Raw genomic sequence first — 20,920 nt, 5'->3', positions numbered from 1 at the left:
TCGCTCCTGCATGGGGCTGACTGATTTATTCCTGATTGGAGGATGTTGTGAAAAACATACGCAAAGCATCTGACGGGTGCTCTTTGAAGACATTAGCGGTGGCTGCAGGCTTGGCTGTCTCTGGTCTATCGTTATTTGGCTGTGGCCAGCAGGCTGAGCCTCAAGTCATTTCACCTGTTGTAAGGCCGGCACTTACGGAGATCGTGTCGGCATCACGTAGCGATAGCCTTAGCTTTAATGGTGTTGTTCGTGCTGCAGAGCGTGCGGACTTGGCTTTTCGTGTGGGCGGGCGGTTGACAGAGCTGCTGGTAAGCGAGGGGGATAGAGTTAAAAAAGGACAGGTTTTGGCTCGTCTGGACTCGCGGGATGCGACAACCGCACTGGCTTCGGCAGAGTTAGAGCTAAACAACACAGAAGCTGAATATTTGCGTGCAAAAGCTATTTATGACAAAAGCAAAGCAATCTCGAAAAGCCAGTTAGACGAGATCACAACGCGTTACAACTTAGCCCTAAACAGGCACGATGAAGCACAGCGCCAATTGGATTATACCCGGATAGAAGCCCCTTTCGATGGCATCATCGGTCGTCGATATGTCGATAACTTCGTACAGATGCAAGCTAATACCCCGGTGTTTACCTTGCATAATATTGATGATCTTGAGGTCGTTATCCACATACCAGATAGCGTGATGCTATCTAATGTGAGCGGCACGGAAGCAAAGGCTGAAATTAATGCCATTCCTAACCATGTTTTTGATCTGTCTCTGAGAACATTTGCGACCCAGGCCGATCCGGTGAGCCAAACCTATCCAGTTGTTTTGGGGTTTAAAGATACCCAAGGCTACCGCGTGTTGCCAGGTATGACAGTAAAGGTAATTCCTGCAGAGCCTGGTGAGGTAGGTCAGCACTCAATAATAACGTTGCCATTAGTTTCTGTTGTCCCAGACAACCAAGGCAATCAGTACGTATGGGTGGTCGCTGCAGATAATACAGTAAGTAAGCGATATGTCGAAGTGGGGGCATTAAGCCGTGACCGGGTTGAGATCACCAAGAATCTAAACACGGGCGAACAAGTGATAGTAGCCGGAGCATCTAGCATGAAGGAGGGAATGAAAATTCGCCCGATGCACACCGCTTCAAGCTTGGGAGTGACAACGAGTTGGGTAGTCCACGAGGGCGAGTAATGAATATTGCTAGTTATACGCTGGCCAAGCGCACCAGTGTTTGGGTTCTCATTGGCCTGATATTGCTGGGGGGCTATATCAGCTACCTGAAATTAGGCCGGTTTGAAGACCCTGAGTTTATTATCCGCCAAGCGGTCATAAATACAGCCTATTCTGGTGCCACCGCACAAGAAGTTTCAGACGAAGTGACAGATGTTATTGAGGGCGCGGTTCAGTCCCTTCAGGAGCTGAAGGAAGTGAAGTCGGTTTCCAAGCAGGGAATGTCGGAAGTTACGGTTGAAATTAAGCTCGAGTTCGCCAAAACAGGTGCCGAATTACAGCAAGTTTGGGATAAGCTGCGCCGAAAAGTGGCCGATGCGCAACGGCTGCTTCCGCCTGGGGCAGGGCCTTCGATTGTCAATGACGATTTTGCTGACGTATACGCACTGTTTTTTGCGGTAACGGGTGAAGGCTTTAGTGACAAGCAACTTCAAGATTATGTTGATGGTTTGCGCCGTGAAATGGTGTTGGTACCGGGTGTCGCCAAAACGGCGACTCTGGCTGAACGCCAGGAAACTATTTTTGTTGAGATATCGCGAGAGCGATTGGCCTCTTTTGGGGTTTCTGCAGAGCAAGTGTTTCAAGTGTTGCAGAAGCAGAACTTGGTTACGGTTGCTGGTGCCATCGATACTCAGGACATGCGCATTCCTGTTATTCCCGTTTCAAATATTCGCTCATTTGATGATTTGCGTAACTTGCAGATCGGCCTAGGGCAAAACAATACCGTGATGCGCCTTGGTGATATTGCTAGCGTTAGCCGTGGTTATCAAGAGCCTGCCACCATGCTAATGCGCTATAACGGCCAACGTGCCGTCGGTTTTGGTATCTCCAATGTCACCGGCGGCAATGTCGTGGATATGGGGGATGCGGTAAAGGCAAGGCTAGCAGAGCTGGAAGGCCAAAGACCTTTGGGAATTGAGCTGCATGTTATCTCGATGCAGTCGGATTCGGTAAGGGATTCTGTAGCAAACTTTATCGATAACTTAATTGCTGCTGTTGTGATCGTATTTGTGGTCCTGTTGTTGTTCATGGGACTCCGTTCAGGCTTGATCATTGGCTTTGTGCTATTGCTCACCGTTGCAGGTACGCTTTGCATCATGTTTATCGAAGACATCGCGATGCAGCGCATTTCGTTGGGGGCATTGATCATTGCCCTTGGTATGTTGGTGGATAATGCCATTGTAGTCACTGATAGTATCTTGGTCCGGTTGCAGCAAGAGCCAGAACAAAACAAAGAAACTATAGTGGCAGAGGTGGTAGACACAACAAAATGGCCACTGCTGGGCGGGACTGTGGTCGGTATTTTTGCCTTCAGTGCAATTGGTCTTTCACCCTCTGACATGGGTGAATATGCCGGTTCGCTGTTTTGGGTCATCCTTTACTCTATGTTCCTGAGCTGGGTATTTGCCGTTACCGTAACCCCGATGCTTTGCTATGACTTTTTGAAAGTCAAAGCTGTTAAGGGGGAGGCGAAAACTAGCCTGATGATGGCTATGTACAAAACGGTACTGGTTTGGGTATTGAAGCACCGTATCACGACGGTATTTATGCTAATTACCCTGCTGGGTACGGCAGTTTATAGCTTACGATTTGTGCCGCCAGGCTTTATGCCTGAATCACAGCGGCCACAGTTTGTCGTGGATGTGTATCTGCCACAGGGATCTGATATTCGTCGTACCGAGAGGTTTATTGCCAATATTGAGGAGGATATAAAAGCGAAAGACGGAGTCACGAGCATTACCAGCTTTGTCGGCGGTGGAGGTCTTCGCTTTATGCTTACCTATGCTCCTGAAGCCCGGAATAGCAGTTATGGACAGTTACTGATTGATATTGACGATTATACCAAGATTGCCCCGCTGTTGGTTGAGTTGCAGGGTGAACTGTCGACTAAATACCCAGATGCCTCGGTTAAAGTGTGGAAGTTTATGTTGGGCCGCGGTGGTGGCAAAAAAATCGAAGCAGGCTTTAAAGGCCCTGATAGCCGCGTATTGCGTCAACTTGCCGAGCAAGCTAAGGATATCATGTATGCCAATACTAATTTGATCGCGATACAAGATGACTGGCGTCAGCAGGTACCTGTACTGAGCCCGGTTTATTCAACGGAAAAGGCCCAGCGCTTTGGCTTGACCACTCAAGAGATCAACCAGGCAATAGCTCAAACCCTGTCTGGCCGAAATGTGGGTGTTTACCGAGAGGGGGAACATCTGATCCCAATTGTGGTTAGGTCTCCTGAGCATGAGCGTAACCACCAACGCGCTGTTGAAAACACAGAGGTGTTTAGTTCAGCGGCAGGGAGCTTCATCCCTGTCAGTCAATTGGTGGATTCTGTGAACGTGGTATGGCAGGACGCCATCTTACGCCGTATCAATCGTATGCCGACTATAATGGTACAGGCTGATCCTGCGCCTGGGGTATTGGCGGTCGATGCGTTGAATAGTGTGCGTGGTCAAATTGAAGCCATTGATTTACCGCCGGGTTATGAACTGATTTGGTATGGTGAATATAAAGCGTCGAAAGATGCTAATGAGGGGCTCGTCATATCTGCACCTTATGGTTTTGCCGCGATGATCCTGTCGGTGATCTTTATGTTTAATGCTATCCGTCAACCATTGGTAATTTGGCTTACCGCGCCGTTAGCTGTTATAGGGGTAACCGTCGGTTTGATTGTTTTCCAAACGCCGTTTGAGTTCATGGCCATACTGGGCTTCTTGAGCTTGATTGGCATGATGGTCAAGAATGCTATTGTATTGGTTGATCAGGCGGATATGGAAATCGCGCATGGCAAAACGCCTTATTTTGCGATCATCGACGCTGCAACCAGTCGCGCTAGGCCGGTATTGCTTGGTGCGCTGACTACAATTTTGGGGGTTGCGCCATTGCTTATCGACCCGTTCTTCAAGAGCATGGCCGTTACTATTATGTTCGGCCTGTTGTTTGCGACTGTATTAACGTTAGTGGTTATCCCGTTATTTTATGCCCTGTTTTTCAGGGTGAGAGTCGAGAGCTAGGAATATACAAAAGGTAAAGAAAAAGGCGAACCAATGGGTTCGCCTTTTAGTTTTGAGTTCTCTGATGCAGTACGGGGGAATTCCTGTGTGAACTTGCAAAAATGAATTTCTGTAATTTCTATAATTAATTATTCTGCAATGGCATATTTTCTGTCTGTAAGGATTTTAAAGATTATACGCCATGAGATTACCTAATTGCCCAGAGTACACGTTGCGGTGTAACCAGTGTAATACTTATAATTCACTGGTTAATGCATTTTCAATTGATGTTGATAGTCATGCGGATGATAATAATGATTTGTTTTTAAGTGACTTATCGATAAGGTTTCTTTGTGTTTTACATATAAATAGAGATGAGGTTTTTGTCCCAAATCAGACTATTGTTGATTTTGTTTGGCAAGAGAATAAACAGACTAACAATTTATTGCAGTTAGTTTTTAAAACTCGGGTTGTCATTCGAGAATCCGATTTTAAAATAATAAACATTAGGAAGGGAGGATATGGAATTCACCCAGTGAGGTAGAATCTTTTCTGATGTTTAAGTGTAGGCTGTGTGTCTATTTGTGGTAATTTGGGGACTGTATTTATAGTTCCTTTTTTTATTTTTAAATGTTGATTGTTGATAAGTATAATCGTCAAATATCTGTCTTTAGTGGTTGAATTTCTTCCTATCTACCTCCTGTTTTGTGCTAATTAGTGAGTCTTTATGGGTTTATTGTTGTAAAACAATGGCTTGTGCGTCGCGAATTGTAACCGTTAACTTACAAAAATTATTTCACACCCTGGATTGTTATCGAGGTGTTAATCTAATTAAAAATTATTGATTTCTTGGTTGGTAATTATCTCTTTTTTAGCCAAGGATAGTGTTATTCATTAATCAAAGTCTGCATATATGTATAGCTGATCTCTTCATATAGGATAAATTATTAAATGCTGTTTGTATTAACGGTGTGGCTAGATGCGGCTTAGTGATTAAGTTGTCAGGGTTTTATTGCATAGGGGGGCTGTAACTTATTAATTAATTATTGATTTGAAAGTGTAATGGAAATTAAAAAAATAATATTGATATAAGTGAGTTTGATGTTATGAGTAATATAGCTTTAGTAAAAGGGTATACATTATTCATCCTTCTTTTAATGTCATGGCAAATTCGAGCACAAGAGTCCTTAATGCTTCACTTGAATATGAATGATAGGCTAGAAGATGGACGGCTAATGGATTCAAGTCAATACCAAAGACATGGCTCCCCCTCGGGAGCTTTTTCCTTTGTTGACGGGGTTGCAGGTCAGGCTATTCAGATCAGCGATGACGCCGGTATGGTATCGATCCCTTTTGCGGGATGGAGACCTACCAGTTACACGGTGTCATTTTGGCTTAAACCCAATAAGCTGGAAAATTACAATCAGCGTGTTGGGGCTGCATGGGGGGCTTTTCGTTTCCACAGCAATAATAACGGTAGTTATTATGTTGGTACCTCAACGCAAACGCGTATGCTACCTGGACAGTTTTCACAAGCTGACCGTTTGGTCATTGGCGAGTGGACGCACCTGGCGTTTACCCACGATGAGCAAAATATACTGACGGCCTATGTCAATGGTCGCCCTGTCTTATCACAGCAAGTTGACCCGCCTTCTCCTTGGGATACTTTTACTATTGGTGCGAATAGCACTACTGCAACCCTTAACGGTAAACTAGATGAGCTGCGGGTCTATGGTTCAGCTCTAAGTGCTGATGAGGTTGAAGGGCTATATCTCGAACCGGCCGGCCCCGTAGGACAAGGGCAAATAATTCTTAGTTTACCGGTTGCGCCGGCAGAAGGAATCGAGCCTTTTGTGACCGGACAGCTATGGCGCGATGGTCACCGTTATCCTGTCAATGGGAAATGGGGGGAAGAGGTTACTATTGATGGCTTGCCAAAAGGGGAGTACCAATTAACGTTGGATAACGTTGACGGCTATATGCCCCGTTTTATGCCTCAATTAATCCGCTTGGAGCATGACGCAGATTCAGCGGAGAAAGAGATCAGCTACCGTCAACCAATTGCGCTTGATAAATTACACGGCCTACCAGGTGTCAGTGTCGATATTTTTGCGACAGGCTTATACCAACCACGGCAGATGGTGGAAGGAAACGGTGTGGTGTATGTCGGCTCTAGTGCAATTCCATTGGACTCCGATCCATTAGCAGGGATGATCTATGCACTTGATCTTTCACAGCAGGAAGGAGAGCGTCGACCTCACATAGTCGCTGCCGGCTACGAGGAGCCACATGGTGTAGCGTATCGCAATGGCACGCTTTATTTCTCTACCGTTGGTGGTCTTTACCGGATCACTGATATTGACCAGCGTTGGCAGTCAATGCCAGAGCCGGAACGGATTTTCACTTATCCTGCCGATGATTCGACGTTTCCCTTGACCGGCAACTTCCGCTATTGGCACCAGAAACACCCGATCAAATTCAATTCTGTAGATAGCAACGATAATGCACTCTATACCGCTATAGGGTTGCCTTGCAACGTGTGTATTACACCAGATGAACGCTACGGTACGATTCTTAAGATAGATCTCGACACATTAGAAAGCACGATTGTCGCAAAAGGCATTCGTAATTCGGTCGGGTTCGACTGGCACCCTGACACAGGAGAACTTTGGTTTAGTGACAATAACCGTCAAGGTATGGTCAATCCTGATGAAATTAACAGGGTGTCGCAACTAGGGCAGCACTTTGGTGCACCATACGTGTTTGGTGCCGATACCATCGGCATCCTCCAAAGTGAGATTGATAATGGCCCATTAAGTCCCATACCGCCGGGCAGTGTACTAACTGACAAGCCATTGTCAGAGGTTAACCCACAAGACTACCAGCAATCAGCATTTGAAGTGGAATCGAATACCGCACCTCTAGGGGTGTCGTTTTGGCAAGGTTTTCCTGCCGATGAAGGGCAGCAGCATTTGCTTTTTGCCACCCACGGCAATGGTCACCCTGACTATCGCGATGGCTTGGAAGTCAGGATGCTGACCATTACAAACGGTGACAAGGTCACCCATGAAAGAGCGCTAGTAACAGGCTGGATGCAAGATAGAGGCAATATTCAAAGTTATGCATGCTTGACGGAGGCATGTATTGGTCGCCCGATGGAATTCTTGGTGATGGCGGACGGATCCTTGCTTGTCAGTGACGACAAAGCCGATGTGATTTACCAGGTTCGCTATGATGACTCTGAGCTAGATAAAGGGCTGATTGCACTCACGCCTCCGAGCTTACCTGCAGCAGACATCGAAGGGCGGATGATTTCAGGTACCCTAACGGATACGCAAGGAACCAACTGGCCTTTTTATATCTCTTGGGACACTCCCTCATTAATTTTCGATGGTCTTCCTGAAGGGGAATACACCATAAAAGTCGATCCGATTGATGAGTGGATGCCATCTCCAGCGGTTCAATCCGTCCTGATATCGTCCGCAAGTACTTCAGAAGATGTTACTTGGACATACCAGTTGGAGTCTGGGCTGGCCCGCCTCACACTGAACGCGCCCACCAAGCCGATGGATATTACGGCCTCTGCAGTCCGTGTATTTATTACTGGGCAGTCGACCACCGAGGTATTGATCCCATGGGGGGAAACGCGGGAGCTGGAATTTCCATACGGAGATTATACTGTGGCTTTTGGCTATCAGTATGGTGCTATTCCTACGCCGTTAACTCACGCTATTTCATTGACGCCACAGGCACCGAGCTATGTGATGGAGTGGGGTTACCGTGTAGAGGCTAATGTCGGTGAAACAGTATTAAACGAGAACTGCAGCAGTTGCCATGGTTCGCAGAGTAGTGGCTTAAATATTGAAACAGTGGCTGAACGCTGGTTCGAGATGGGTTTTGATGCGCTGAACAACAAAATTCTCTCGATGCCCATGCACTGTGACAGTGTGTGTGCCGAACAGGTTGCCAAGCAGTTATGGAACGGGCGCTGGCAAGACTACAACCCACCAGCCTTGCCGGAGCCGCCACCTATAGAGGGGGATGTCCCAGAGGCGGTAGCCCTTTCTGTCGTCGTTGACGAGCCAGAGATTACGGTGAGCTGGCGTTATAGCGACTTTGCCTACAGCACAGATAACTCTTGGGCTCCCAAGGTTGGGGCCGACTACCAGATTTGGAGAAACAGTTCTTCGTTCAATGCATTCAAGCAGAAAATAGCCGAGGGCATTGCCAGTGATGAGCAATCAGAACTGACAAGCTTAAATGGCCATAGAAATTATGCCGATTACTATGGTTCAAGAGTTCGTAGCTACGTTGTCGCTGAAAGGTCGGGGTATTACCAGTTTGCGGTTGCCTCTGATGATCACTCCGAACTGCGCTTCGGTGAAGACAAAGATCAACTGGAATTAATCGCCAGTGTCAATGGATGGACCAATTATCAAGATTGGAGCAAATATGCCACGCAGCAGTCTGAGGCTGTATATCTAGCGGCTAATCGGCCCTACTTGCTGGAAGTACTACACCATCAAGGTGGAGGAGGAGATCATCTCACTGTCGCTTGGCGTCAGGGGAGTGAAGAATATCAGCCTATCGCAGGAGAGGTATTGGGCTGGCAAAGAGCGATAGAGCTGGGGATTCCTGAGGCCGTAGTAAAACAAGCTGTCCAGTACCAGGCAAGCAATGGACAGTGGCAATTTGCGGGCGATGTGCTTGCTGGCGAGCAATCTTTCACCTTCACGCCAGATTTTGGGGGTGAAGTGTTCGTCCGTGTTGTTTCTTACAATGCAAAGGGGGAAGTCAACTATTCTGCTCCGTCATCCGTATTCGTCAGTAGTTTGCCTGCCAATACCGTATCAACTGCTGGTTTGGAGCTGCATTGGTCATTCGATTCGCCGGATTATTTCAAGGTAGCTGATGACTCTGGCAACGGGCGTGATGGCAGTGCCGATAAAATGGTATTTGAGGAGTTTGGTCCGGCTGGAAGTTTCGGCCTCATTGACGGGGACATTCATGCCAAGTTGGATAACCCGATTGCTCTTGATGACTTTACGGTTTCCTATTGGATAAAGCCACACCGTCAATACACATACGGGCAGTTTCAAATCGGTGATAGCTGGGACAGCTTTTATCACCATGCTGATGATGTAGATCGGTTTTATATTGGTGTAAGAGGAAGCAGCCGTTTTCGAACCGAAGTCGGTACTGCCATAGAGAATGTTTGGCAGCATTTTCTATACCGCCGAGACGCTGATGGCAATGCGACACTGTTTCGCAATGGGGAAGTGATAGAGCGCGGAATTCATGCCAAGCCAAGCAAGCCGTTAAGCCAATTCCGCTTTAGTCAGAATATGCGGGGAGGATTGGATGAGGTACGTCTCTATAGCCGGGCGCTAAATGATGGTGAAGTGCTTGCGTTATACCAAACCCCTGACATTGGCCGTAAATCAGATGCTGGAGGCCCAGAAGAGCCAGATGGCCCAACCCTTCCGCCGGAAGAGATTGGTGGGCAAGGGCTATGGGAGAAATACAATTGCGCCGCCTGTCACGGAGAAGATGGAAATGGTGAGATCCCCATTTTGTCGGCTTTGTTACGTGATGACATCATAGATTATATTTCACGCACCATGCCGTACGGCAATGCAGGCCAGTGTGATTGGTTCTGTGCTCAAGTCCTGACAGATTGGATGAGAGATACCTTGCTGGACGGAGAAGGAACGCCGCCGGTAATTGTGCCGCCACCTTCCAGTGATAGTGCTTTGAATGCTTATATTCCTGACTCAGAGGCAGCCTACTTTTTTTATAAAAATAGTTTGAATCTGGCCGGGCGCCTACCGACAGAAGAGGAAAGGGAGAGGCTGCGAAGTGAAGGAAGCCGTGCGCTGCATGGCATGGTGGGTGATTTACTAGACAGTGACGCGCACGCATTGAGGATCATGGCGATTTATAACGATGTGCTTCACCTTGAGGGGCTGTCGAACCCAGAAAATGTGGCCGAAAAGCAGATGGAGCGGCTGGGAGGAAACAGCCGGTGGTATGCAACCGAAGTATCGCGAGATGATAACCGCGCGTTGCATGACTACCTGCGTGACATGACTCGATTGGGGATCCGGCAGGAAGGCTTGCAGCTGATCCGCTATGTGACCAAAGAACAATTGCCGTTCAATGAGATACTGTCTGCCGACTATACCATGGTGAATTATTACTCTGCACGAGCCTATGGTGTTGCATGGCAGGCAAATTTCCGTGAGCTGGATGACCCCAAATATCCAGATTACCCGTGGGATCCGACAGATTTCCAACCTGTCAGGTTGGGTGTACCGCATGCGGGGCTGGTAAGTACGGTCGGGTTCATGGGCCGTTACCCTACAACAGCCACGAACGTCAATAGACATAGGGCGGCAACTATCTATCGGCTTTTCCTTGATACGGACATTATGGAAATTAATGGACAAAGGCCGAGCAGTGATGATGAGGGAGATGATCTTGCGACATTGACCAACCCGGCTTGTACCGGATGCCATACTGTGATGGATCCCGTTGCGTCGGCATTCAAGTACTGGGTTGACCCTACCAGACCTTACCGCACATCGAGCCTGTCTAGCCAAGACTGGAATGCCTCGATGATTCTGCCTGTGGGGTTCAATGGTGAGGAAGCTCCTTACTTTACCAAGGAACCACTGCCGTGGATGACGAACCGGGCTGCTAATGATCCGCGTTTTTCCAGCGCGGTTGTTAAAGTACTGTTCAGTGATATTACCGGTCACCCGCTTTATCCCCGTCCGCTAGAAGGGGCTTCAGAGTCGGCACATCGGCGCTATCAGCGCCAGCAAATGGATATTGAGCGACTTGCCCAACAATTCCAGTTGAGTGGCTATAGCATCCAGTCGTTGGTTAAGGATTTGGTTTTCAGTGAATACACGCTAGGAACTAGTCGCATTGGCGGAACCAAACAGCTACTGACCCCTGAGCAGTTGGACAATAAAAATAGAGCCGTATTGGGAATGCCTTGGAACTTTCGATCAAACTATAACTGGCTTGATTGGCAGGCTAACAAATATGCGGTCCTATACGGAGGAATCGACCATAGCGATGTGACTGAACGGATCGAGGAACTAACGGGCGTCGGTGCTTCTATACAGCAGCGTTTCTCGGTCGATGCTGCTTGCCAGGTGGTTCCGGTGGACTTCAGTCGTCAGGTGGAGAGACGCTTCTTGTTCCCGTTGACTGAGCCCAACATGGTTCCAGCTCAAGCGGTGAGGTACGAGGCTGAGGATGCCGTGCTTATCGATGGACCGGTTATCGCCTCGAATCATGCCGACTATTCCGGAGAGGGGTTTGTGGAGTACGGAAGTAATGTGTACGGAGAAGCTATCGAATGGACTGTCTTTGTTGTACAGCCAGGCCGCTATCCTTTGTATTTCTCCTACGCCAATGCCAATAGTACACCTCGGGCGAAAGCTCTAAGTGTTAATGGTGCGGTACTCGATGAGGCGTTGGATTTTCCTCAGACACACAGCTGGAGAAAGTGGCGGAATACGCAGTTCATATATGCTGAATTGGATGCGGGTTTCAATACCGTGCGTTTGGAAACCAATGGCAATGTAGGGGCGAACATCGACTATCTTGGCATTTTGCCTTTAGAGGTTTCATCGAACTTATTGGATGAAGAAACCCTAATAAAGGAAACGATTGTCGAGTTGTTCTGGCGCCTCTATGGAGAAGAGGTCTCGATCAATGACTCTCAGGTTGAAAGGGCTTATCAGGTCTTTACCTACGCCATAGCGAATGGCATGGCATCTGGAGTGAGCTCGGTGCTGAACTATGATTGTAACCCGGCAAGGTATAAAAGTTATTTGACGGAAGCTGAGTTTAATCAGCAGGGGCCTCATCTTCACAATGACAGGGAATTCTTCACCCGTAGCTGGATTGTTCTGCTGACGTATTTACTTAAAGATCAACGTTATTTTTACCATTGATAGGGCTACAAGGAGTGAGAATATGAATCGACGTGAATTGTTAAAAGCCCTGTCTGCAACCGGCATCTTGCTGGGGGCGGGTATTCCAATAAGTGCCGCGAGAGCGGCTAGGGCTAATCAGTATTATATTTTTGTCAGTGCGAGCGGTGGCTGGGATGTCACATCGATATGTGACCCCAAGGGAGATGTCCTCTATAGCGAAAGCCGAGGAGTGATCAACCATTATCCGGTAAGTGCTATAAGACAAGTTGGGAATATCCGGTATGCACCGGCAATTAATCCCAATTATGCAGGGTTAGATTGGCTCGATGACTTTATGCGCAGGCATTACAGCGATTTGAGGGTATATAACGGTATTAACTTTGGTACCAATAGCCACTCATTGGGGACGGCTATGTCGACCTCTGGCAAACATTCAAGCCTGCAGCCTGTGGCTCCCGCCTTCCTCGCGGCCCCATACGGCAAGGATATGCCCATGCCTTTTTATTTAGGTGGCGGTCATGGTGAAACCGGAGGGTTGGTTGGTGCTTCGAGGCTGACGGATGTGGGCATGATTCAGCGCCTTACGGAGAGTAATCCTTACCTGCCTGATCATGTTATGGCCGAGATTGATTGGCATCACAAACAGCAAATGGATGAGCTCGAGTATGATATGAACAGTGAGGCAGAACGTAATGCATTGCTTGAATTCATGCAGGCGCATGCGAACAAAGGAGAGATGGCGCGCTTAGCCGACAGGCTTCCTGCATCACCATCATCTGGTAACAAAGGGCGGGCCGAGATAGCTGCAGCGGCGCTTGCGGCAGGAGTCACAGCAACAGTAAGCTTAAGTTCAGGTGGCTTTGATACCCATAGAAATCACGATGTAAATCAAAATAATGCCATCATGAATTATTTTGAGTTGGTCAGCCACTTGATCAATGAACTTGAACGACAAGGGATAGCAAGTCAGACAATGATAGTCATGAGTTCGGACTTTAGCCGTACCCCTTGGTTCAATAGTGGTAACGGTAAAGATCATTGGATGACTGGGAGTATGATGGTTTGGAGTCGTGAGTTAAACGGTAATCGAGTCATAGGTGCCACTGATGGCCAAATCAAGCCGGTGAAGTTAAACAAGGAGACGCTAATGCCGGACAGTGGAGGAATTGAACTTACTCCAACCCATCTGCATTTGGCACTTCGCGAGCGGGCTGGGATGTTAGGCAGCAGTTATGACAGGGCGTATCCCCTATTTGGGGAGGTGCTAGATTTGCTTAGCTGATTACTGTTAGGTACATGGGGTTCTGGGAAGAGCCCCATCTTTCTGCAAAACATACTCTCGAACAGCCTTTAATTGGATGATTATGAAACAACTGGATCTTAATTTACTACGCGTTTTTCTTGTTCTACTGAAAACCCAAAATACCCGTATGGCAGGGGATGCGCTGTCATTGAGCCAGCCGGCGGTGAGCAAAGCATTGCGCCGTTTAAGAAACTACTTTGATGATGAGCTCTTTACCCGCGTACATACAGGACTGAAACCGACGCCGCGTGCACTGGAATTAGGTGAGCAGCTACCGATGATTATGGAAAGCTTAGATGCCGTTATTTTAGATACGCCAAATTTCGATCCCCTGGAATACAAGGGCAAGATAACCATTGCCATCAATGGATTCATCTCAAACTGGCTTGGTGCTCGGTTATGTCTTGCTCTTGTTCAGGATGCACCGAACGCACAAGTTAATATTGTAAATTGGGGCTCTCAAACACTTCAAAAATTGCTTGATGGTGAAATACAGGCAGCGATCAACTATTCACCGGTTGTTACTAACAAGCAGTTTACCCATCAGGTTATTGGTGACGATGACTTTGTTGGTCTGGTCAGAATAGGGCATCCAATGGCAGGAAAGGTCTTGTCACAAGAAGAAGTAAAAAAGGGGCAGTATGCCAGTTTGGTTGTGCCTGGCTGGAATGATACTCAGCCATTTATTGAAAAGCATTTGTCGGCAGGCGAACTTAAGATACAAGCGAGGAGCTCGTATCTTCATACACTGCTCGATGTAATCAAGCAAAGTGAACTAATCCTGCCTTGCTCGAAGCAGTTAGCCCATTACTTGCATTGTGAATTTGATTATCTTTCTTTCCCCGAGCAAACCCCGGAAGAGATAAAGAAAATCGTCTTGGTGGAGTCGCATAACATGCGAATGCATCCTATGCATCAGTGGATAAAAAGTAAAATTCTAACGGCCTCACAAGCGAACATCGGCGATTAAAAAGAGGCCTCTTAAGTTAAGAGGCCTGTGCGTTTGGAAGTTATTTAAGTACCACTTGCGGGAAGTTGTGCATCTGGGTAATGGTTTTGGGCTTATCGCTTGGACGGTAAGCTCGAACAGCGAAGTTCCAGCCATCGTCACTAACTTCAATGAGGTTGTCAGCGGCGCCGCATGTCTCGCCTTTAGGTGCGAAATGAATGGTATAGGAACCATCTTTGTTTGGTGTTGCTGATGTTGAATCGGCGCTGTTCTTATTGGTCATTAGCCAGCCTTGACCTGAATATGCAGTGATAGACCAGTAACCACCTTCGCTATAGCGAAGAGAAGGGGCTGCGAACGTAATGCTAGCGCATTCCACTTTGCCTGTTCCCGCCCGCGAGGTGTATACCGCGTGTTCGGCAGGTAAGCCTGCCCAGCCGACCGCAGTACCAATCATGAACTGTCTGTTGTCTGGTGTGGCGGTAATACCAGACGTAAAGGCTTCTTCGGGCTTGATGCTGTTTACCTGTTTTTCCCATTTGGCACGGATCGAGTCGCGAGAAGCACTATCCCAATCTTCGCTAGGATTAAACGGTTTTGCTGATTTTGCATCAATGACTGCAGCATCTTGTAGCCTGTGAGCCTCATCCATTCCGGCAGTCGTCGCAGTTCTCATCAGAATATAGATGTAGTCAGAACCCGCAATTTTCGAGTCGATATAAACTTCTTCGCCACCATAAATCGCCATGTGGTTGTCATGATCGTTATTGAAGAAGTGCATGATTTGGTATGCCTCGCCTCTGGCCAGGCGGAAGGTTGCGCCTTTCGATACATCCACCACCGCTGTTGAATAAAGCAAGTCAGTGTTGGAGCGAATGATCATTTGGTTATCGACGCTAACGCTTTCTCGGTTGTGATCGAAAACGTTGACTGGCTGGCGCTCTAGTTGCTGGGTGAAATACAGTTCGGTTTCTGCTCGAGCGAAGTTCTCGTCGGTTACTTCGACGGCTGCCATGGCCTGCATGGATGAGATGACAATGAGGGACGTTAAAATTCGTTTTTTCATATCATTACCTGGGATGGTGGCTAAGAAGATATGTCCAATTTATCGACCTTTTCCCAATGAGAGAAATGAATTGGTTGCATTTGAATAATAACCCGATGGAATTACTGGCGATGATCTGGTTTGTAGTTTTAATAATATCCAGGGCGTGCACATGAATTCTTTTGTACAGGATAATAGTTTGGGTATATTGTATTAACAGTCAGTGGCTTATGACAAAGATAACAGTTAAAGGAAGAGCTGATTATGTATCCATTCATGCGACTAGCAAAAGTAATGTGGCAAGCCAAGCGCAACTCTCCGGTTCACATTACCGACAAATGTGAAATTTCTTTCTCCTGTCGCCCATGGGATCTCGATATTTTCAATGAAATGAATAACGGTCGCGTTCTTACCCTGTACGACTTGGGGCGAACTGAGTTGGGGATTCGCTGTGGGTTGATGAAGGTCTTGGCGAAAAAACGGTGGGCTTTGGTGGTTGCAGGAAGCTCAGTGCGTTATCGAAAACGCATCCATATGTTTCACAAGGTAAAAATGTACTCACAGTGCGTCGGCTGGGACGACAAATGGCTATATGTAGAGCAATCTATGTGGGTAGACGGCAAACCGTGTTCGTCGGTGTTGATTCGAGCGGGCGTGACTTCTAAAAAAGGATTGGTTCCACCTCACGAGTTGCTTGAAGCAATGAGCGAACCGGTGAATACACCTATCTTGCCACAGTGGGTAACTGAATGGATTGACTCAGAGCAGCACAGGCCGTGGCCACCTATCGGTCAGTAATCGGTTTACACCTTTAGACAAATAAACAGCGGAGAGCACAAAAGGGCTCTCCGGCAACTTACATCAAGCTTAATCGAGTAACTCACGTTTAATTACGGTCATTACGCCCGAATCACGATGACTTGGCGCTGAGAACCGGGCGGTTTGTTTTACCGTCGGGTGGGCGTTATCCATGGCATAAGAATGGTAGCTTGCTTTGAGCATTTCCAAATCATTGAGGTAATCACCAAAGCTCATCGTTTGCTGAAAGCTGAAGCCAAGCGTGTTCTGCAAGTGCTCAATTGCGGCCCCCTTGGAGGCATTGGCATTCATTACATCAAGCCAGATCTTGGCACTCACCACCACTTGATGGCTCTGTCCAAATTCGCGGTCAAAATTTGGGAATACATGTTCTTCGGTGCCATCGAAATGACAAATTGCGACTTTGATAAAGTCATCGTCAACAGCCAAGAGGTCGCTGACGTACTGACAGCGCTGGTAGTACTTCGCAAACTCGTTGAGCGCCCGTGGATCTTGGGTTTCAATGTAGGCTGATTGCGTACCACACAAGACAATATGTGTCCCATCAATTGCTCGCGCCTGCTTGATAATCGCTGCAATGGAAGGCTTATCAATCTCACAGCGGTATAGCTCTCTACCCTGGTGCATCACCATGGTGCCATTTTCGGCAATAAACATCATATCATCGCTAACTGGTGCGAACGTCTCCATCAAGCTGTAATACTGACGACCCGATGCTGCGGCAAAGATAATATTGCGTTGCTTTAACTGCTGATAAACCGAATAGAAATCGTCAGGTAGTTGGCTATTCTCATCGAGTAGGGTCCCGTCCATATCGACGGCAATGAATTTGATGTCTGTACTTGGCATAGTTAACCGCGTTGTTGGCAATAGAAGTGGAACAAGCATGACAAACTACATGAGTCATGAATCTCTGCAAGTACTTTTACCAAACAAAGAGAAAAGCAGTACATTATAACGGGTCTCTATACACTCTGTACTAGCTAGGTAACACGCCTGATCTGGATAATGGTTGCCTCCGCATCTTGATAATCGATTGGTATTTGGATAATCCTTCCTTCTACCTCAATCAGCAATGATGGGAAACTATTGCCACCAATTGAGCGGGCAAAGGCGATTTCATCTAATAAGCGCTGGTGAGTTTGTTCAGAAAGAAACTGAGCTTTGAATTGAGTTATATCTAAGCCTAAACCTTGTGCCAAATTAAGTAACACGTCGTTATCACTGGGGTTTTTGGCATTCAGGTAGTAGGCTTCTTGAATGACATTTAACATTGCTAGCTCAGCGCCTTGAGCGCGGGCTGCGAGAATTGCTCTGCATGCGGGGTAAGTTGAGCGGCGAGGTGTGTTGTTGACCCAGAAGTCATAATTGAACTGGGTGCCAAGGTAGTCTTCGATTTTCTTCCAGTAAGCTTTAATCTGTTGCTGCATGACCTCGGGCATAGGAACATCAGAGTCGGGGGCAAGGCCACCAACAACATAGATGATTTCGACCTCATCGGATATACCTTCGGAAATTTGATTCCATGTTGGCTTGTAACCCCAGCACCAAGAGCACATGGGATCATATACGTAATAAAGCTTTACCTTTGATAAGGGCATGTTGTGTCCTTCCTTGGTTAGGTGTTACTCGTGCTAAAAGCAAAAAATGGACAAACCGAAGCTTGTCCATTTTTAATAGGTTAGACCAAATTAATATTTGGTTACTATTAGCCCTTAGTCTTCAATATAGTTCTCAATGCCTGGGCAAGAACATACGAGGTTTCGGTCACCGAACACGTTATCAACGCGGTTTACTGTCGGCCAGTATTTCGCATCTTTGGTCTGGGCCGATGGGAAGCAGGCTAGTTCGCGGCTATAGCTGCGGTTCCACTCAGCGTCCATCATGTCAGCTTGGGTGTGCGGTGCGTTAACCAGCGGGTTGTCTTTCAGATCCCACTCGCCATCTTGAACTCGGGCGATTTCATGACGGATAGCAATCATGGCATCACAGAAGCGGTCTAGCTCGGCAATGTCTTCCGATTCCGTAGGCTCAATCATCAGCGTACCCGCAACAGGGAACGACATGGTTGGCGCGTGGAAACCGTAGTCCATCAGACGCTTGGCAACATCTTCTTCAGAAATGCCTGACGCTTCTTTGATTGGGCGAATGTCGATGATACATTCGTGAGCAATACGGCCATGGGTACCACGGTACAGAACCGGGTAGTGAGGGCGTAGACGCTCCATTACGTAGTTAGCGTTTAGGATCGCCAGTTTAGTCGCATCAGTCAGACCCGCTTCACCCATCATCGCGATATAGGCGTAAGAGATTGGCAGGATAGACGCAGAACCCAGATCCGCAGCTGAAACAGCATATTGTGGCTGATCCGCTTCAGTGTTCTCAACGTGGCCCGGTAGGAACGGAGCAAGGTGAGATTTAACACCGATAGGACCCATGCCCGGACCGCCGCCACCGTGTGGAATACAGAAGGTCTTGTGCAGGTTGAGGTGAGAAACGTCAGAGCCGATGAAGCCAGGGCTGGTTAGGCCAACCTGGGCGTTCATGTTCGCGCCGTCAAGGTAAACCTGACCGCCAGCTTCATGGACTAGCTCACACACTTCCTGTACCGCTTCTTCATATACACCGTGCGTAGACGGGTAGGTGATCATGATGCAAGACAGGTTGTCACGGTGTTTTTCGATCTTCGCTTTAAGATCTTCAACATCGATGTTGCCCTGATCATCACAGCCGACTACCACAACTTTCATCGAAACCATCGCCGCAGATGCCGGGTTGGTACCGTGGGCAGAGCTTGGGATCAAACACACATTACGGTGTGCATCGCCGTTGGCCTCATGGTAGCGCTGGATAGCGATGAGGCCGGCGTATTCACCCTGCGCGCCTGAGTTTGGCTGTAGTGAGAAAGCATCGTAGCCGGTGATTTCACACAGCATTTTGGACAGGTTGTCGGCCAGCTCGGCGTAACCTTTGGCTTGCTCTGCTGGCGCGAATGGGTGCAGGGCACCAAACTCAGGCCAGGTTACCGGGATCATCTCTGCGGCAGCATTTAGTTTCATGGTGCAGCTGCCCAGCGGGATCATACCGTGAGTCAGTGAGTAGTCTTTATTTTCCAGCTTCTTCATGTAACGCATCATCAGCGTTTCACTGTGGTACTGGTTAAACACCGGGTGAGTTAGGTATTGGCTGGTACGTCGGCAGCTCTCAGGAATCGCGGCAAACTCGTCGCTGGCGATATCTGCCGTGAACATCGACGCTTTCAGGCCTTCGCCGCTAAATAGCGCCAAAAGCTCTTCGATATCGGCAACCTTAGTTGTTTCGTCGATGCTGATACCTAGCTGGGCATCATATTTGCGTAAGTTGATGCCGGCATCCAGTGCCTTGTTGTAGAACTCAGTCGTTTTCTTGCCAGTGTTCAGCGTCAGGGTATCGAAGAAGCTGTCATTGGCCAGCTCAATACCAGAATTGCGCAGGCCGGCAGCAAGAATCGCGGTAAGGTGATGTACGCGACGGCCGATCTTGCGTAGACCTTCTGGGCCATGGTAAAGCGCGTAGAACGCTGCCATGTTGGCAAGCAGTGCCTGAGCGGTACAAATGTTCGACGTCGCTTTCTCACGGCGGATGTGCTGCTCACGGGTTTGCATTGCCATACGCAGCGCCTGGTTGTCACGCGCATCTTTAGAGACACCAATAACACGGCCCGGCATAGTGCGCTTGTGCTTGTCTTTGGTTGCCATGAAACCAGCGTGCGGGCCACCAAAGCCCATCGGAACACCGAAGCGCTGTGCTGAACCAATCACGACATCAGCGCCCATTTCACCCGGAGCTTTAAGCAGGGTGAGCGCCAGTAGGTCTGAAGCTACAGCTACCAAGGTCTTCTTGGCGTGGGCCGCATCAATAATAGCGGTCAGATCTTGTACGTTACCGGTTGTCCCTGGGTATTGCACCAAAGCACCGAATACATCGTGCTGGTCAAGATCTTGGATATCACCGCGGATAATTTCAATACCGATGTAACCAGCACGAGTGAGGACAACATCCACGGTTTGTGGGTGCAAGTCGTTAGAGACAAAGAACGCCTTGCTTTTGTTCTTGCTGGCACGCTGACACAGGGTCATTGCCTCAGCTGCCGCTGTCGCTTCGTCGAGTAGGGAAGCGTTAGCCAGCTCCATACCGGTCAGATCCATGATCATCTGCTGGTAGTTAAGCAGAGACTCTAAGCGGCCTTGAGAGATTTCAGGCTGGTATGGGGTGTAAGCAGTATACCAACCTGGATTTTCCAGTACGTTGCGAAGAATAACGTTAGGTGTATAGGTGTTGTAGTAACCCTGACCGATAAAGCTGCGGTTGATAATGTTTTTGCTGGCGATTGCCTTGAGAGAGGCCAGCATGTCCGCTTCGCTTTGAGGCAGGTCGAGCTGCATTGGCTCTGGGAGACGTATTGCTGCCGGAACCGTTTCATCGATTAGCTGATCGACGCTTGATACGCCGATGGTTTCCAGCATGATTTTTTGTTGTGCCGAATCCGGGCCATTGTGACGACCTGCAAATTCCTTATCGTCACTTAGTGCATTTAGAAGAGTCATGTCGGTCATGGTTCTTTCCTGAACAGTTACTACCTATTGCATTGAGCATACTG

At 48.0% G+C, this 20,920-nt stretch carries 10 protein-coding genes; 6 read left to right on the top strand and 4 right to left on the bottom strand.

What is annotated here, in order from left to right:
* Positions 1-47: 47 nt before the first annotated feature.
* The 5 genes from PTW35_RS22680 to PTW35_RS22660 all read left to right on the top strand — a co-directional run bounded on the left by PTW35_RS22680 (position 48) and on the right by PTW35_RS22660 (position 14,438).
* Entirely contained in the window at positions 48-1,184 is a 1,137-nt protein-coding gene (locus tag PTW35_RS22680) for an efflux RND transporter periplasmic adaptor subunit (RefSeq protein WP_281027565.1), read from the top strand.
* Positions 1,184-4,231: an efflux RND transporter permease subunit gene (locus tag PTW35_RS22675; RefSeq protein WP_281027564.1), complete on the top strand. Its 3,048-nt coding sequence runs from the start codon at positions 1,184-1,186 to the stop codon at positions 4,229-4,231. The genes PTW35_RS22680 and PTW35_RS22675 overlap by 1 nt, the downstream gene beginning before the upstream one ends.
* 1,214 nt (positions 4,232-5,445) lie before the next feature.
* Positions 5,446-12,183, top strand: a complete 6,738-nt coding sequence (locus tag PTW35_RS22670; RefSeq protein WP_281027563.1) for a LamG-like jellyroll fold domain-containing protein — start codon at positions 5,446-5,448, stop codon at positions 12,181-12,183.
* A gap of 22 nt (positions 12,184-12,205) precedes the next feature.
* On the top strand, positions 12,206-13,447 hold the full coding sequence (locus PTW35_RS22665) for a DUF1501 domain-containing protein (RefSeq protein WP_281027562.1): 1,242 nt from the start codon (positions 12,206-12,208) through the stop codon (positions 13,445-13,447).
* 82 nt (positions 13,448-13,529) lie between these two features.
* The gene (locus tag PTW35_RS22660) at positions 13,530-14,438 is read left to right on the top strand and encodes a LysR family transcriptional regulator (RefSeq protein WP_281027561.1); all 909 of its coding nucleotides are present in this window, start codon (positions 13,530-13,532) and stop codon (positions 14,436-14,438) included.
* A 40-nt stretch (positions 14,439-14,478) separates the two neighbouring features.
* Here the strand turns inward: PTW35_RS22660 and PTW35_RS22655 are convergent, their stop codons facing one another.
* Positions 14,479-15,483 carry a DUF1214 domain-containing protein gene (locus tag PTW35_RS22655; protein WP_281027560.1) on the bottom strand — a complete coding sequence of 335 codons (1,005 nt, stop codon included), beginning with the start codon at positions 15,481-15,483 and terminating at the stop codon, positions 14,479-14,481.
* Positions 15,484-15,726: 243 nt separating this feature from the next.
* On the opposite strand from PTW35_RS22655, the gene PTW35_RS22650 reads away from it, so the two are divergent.
* Positions 15,727-16,260: a thioesterase family protein gene (locus PTW35_RS22650; protein ID WP_281027559.1), complete on the top strand. Its 534-nt coding sequence runs from the start codon at positions 15,727-15,729 to the stop codon at positions 16,258-16,260.
* A 69-nt stretch (positions 16,261-16,329) separates the two neighbouring features.
* Here the strand turns inward: PTW35_RS22650 and PTW35_RS22645 are convergent, their stop codons facing one another.
* The 3 genes from PTW35_RS22645 to gcvP all read right to left on the bottom strand — a co-directional run bounded on the left by PTW35_RS22645 (position 16,330) and on the right by gcvP (position 20,876).
* Entirely contained in the window at positions 16,330-17,130 is an 801-nt protein-coding gene (locus PTW35_RS22645; protein WP_281029098.1) for a Cof-type HAD-IIB family hydrolase, read from the bottom strand.
* Between the two features lie 134 nt (positions 17,131-17,264).
* Positions 17,265-17,882 carry a DsbA family protein gene (locus PTW35_RS22640; protein ID WP_281029097.1) on the bottom strand — a complete coding sequence of 206 codons (618 nt, stop codon included), beginning with the start codon at positions 17,880-17,882 and terminating at the stop codon, positions 17,265-17,267.
* A gap of 114 nt (positions 17,883-17,996) precedes the next feature.
* The gene (gene gcvP, locus PTW35_RS22635) at positions 17,997-20,876 is read right to left on the bottom strand and encodes an aminomethyl-transferring glycine dehydrogenase (protein WP_281029096.1); all 2,880 of its coding nucleotides are present in this window, start codon (positions 20,874-20,876) and stop codon (positions 17,997-17,999) included.
* Between the last annotated feature and the right edge of the window lie 44 nt (positions 20,877-20,920).

Origin of the sequence: Photobacterium sp. DA100, assembly GCF_029223585.1 — a bacterium.
Classification (GTDB): domain Bacteria; phylum Pseudomonadota; class Gammaproteobacteria; order Enterobacterales; family Vibrionaceae; genus Photobacterium.
The sequence above is the reverse complement of the archived record's forward strand: the minus strand, read 5'-3'. Positions and strand labels throughout refer to the sequence as shown.